This is a genomic window from Pseudomonas sp. NPDC087639 (assembly GCF_044743385.1).
Classification (GTDB): Bacteria; Pseudomonadota; Gammaproteobacteria; order Pseudomonadales; family Pseudomonadaceae; genus Aquipseudomonas.
The window spans coordinates 19,027-20,236 of record NZ_JBIUWI010000081.1 but is presented as its reverse complement, the minus strand read 5'-3'; the positions used below and the strand labels follow the sequence as shown (position 1 = coordinate 20,236).

Here is a 1,210-nt window from a genome sequence, read left to right as displayed (position 1 = left end):
TTTCTTCCGGGTCGTACGGGTTACGCAGCAGGAAACGCGGCACAGTCAGACCAACATAGCGGGAGTCTTCCGAGGTACGGAAGCTCTGCCATTTGGCGAATTGCGGGCCTTCGAAGTGGTCTTTCAGATCTTTCAGATCCGGCAGGCCGGTGAAGCTTTCCAGACCGAAGAATTTCGGACCGGCCGCAGCGATGAACGGCGCGTGGGACATGCAGGCTACGCTGGAAACGTACTGCATCAGTTTCACGTCCGGCGAGCTTGGGGACATGTAGTAGTTGGCAATGATCGCGCCAACCGGCTGACCACCGAACTGGCCGTATTCAGCGGTGTAGATGTGCTTGTACAGGCCCGACTGCATGACTTCCGGCGAATCTTCGAAATCGTCCAGAAGGTCGTCTTTGGAGACGTTGAGGATTTCAATCTTGATGTTTTCGCGGAAGTTGGTGCGATCGACCAGCAACTGCAAACCACGCCATGCCGATTCCAGCGACTGGAAGTCCGGGTGGTGCAGGATTTCGTCCATCTGACGGCTGAGCTTGGCATCGATCTCGGCGATCATGCGGTCAACCATGGCTTTCTTGACCGGCTCACCGTTGTTCTGCGGCTTGAGCAGCTCTTCGATGAAGGCCGACACACCGCGCTTGGCGATGTCGTAGGCTTCGTCGTCCGGCGTCAGGCGGGTTTCGGCGATGATGCTGTCGAGAATGCTGTACTCGCCGCTCGCGGCGCCTTTCTCTTGTGCTGCACTAGTGCTCATTGTGTTGGCTTCCTTGGCTGCTGGGTTCAGGCGTCGGTGGCTGCGGCGTTCAGGCCCAGCTCACCGAGTACGCGACCGCGGGATTCGTCGTCGGCGAGCACGCCTTCGATGGCTTTACGGAAAGCAGGTGCGTTACCCAGCGGGCCTTTGAGGGCTACCAGCGCGTCACGCAGTTCCATCAGCTTTTTCAGCTCAGGCACTTGCTCGACCAGGCTGGCCGGGTTGAAGTCCTTCATCGAATTGACGCGCAGTTGCACGCCCAACTCTTCAGTGCTGCCTTCTTCCTGCAGACGGTTCGGCACGTTCATCGTCAGGCTGAGCTCTTGCTTGGCCAGCACTTCGTCGAAGGTCATCTTGTCGATGCTGATCGGCTTGCGATCTTCGATCTTGCGCTCGTCCTTGCGGTGGGTGTAGTCACCGATTGCCAGCAGTTTCAGCGGCAGTTCAATCTCT

The 1,210-nt window shown here is 58.1% G+C and carries 2 protein-coding genes; both read right to left on the bottom strand.

Going from position 1 to position 1,210, the window contains the following annotated elements; genetic code table 11:
* Positions 1–757, bottom strand: a 757-nt coding sequence (gene tssC / locus ACIOVB_RS24215; RefSeq protein ID WP_401271902.1) for a type VI secretion system contractile sheath large subunit, incomplete at its 3' end; no start/stop codon positions are given.
* A gap of 26 nt (positions 758–783) precedes the next feature.
* Positions 784–1,210, bottom strand: a 427-nt coding sequence (tssB, locus tag ACIOVB_RS24210) for a type VI secretion system contractile sheath small subunit (protein WP_401271901.1), incomplete at its 5' end; no start/stop codon positions are given.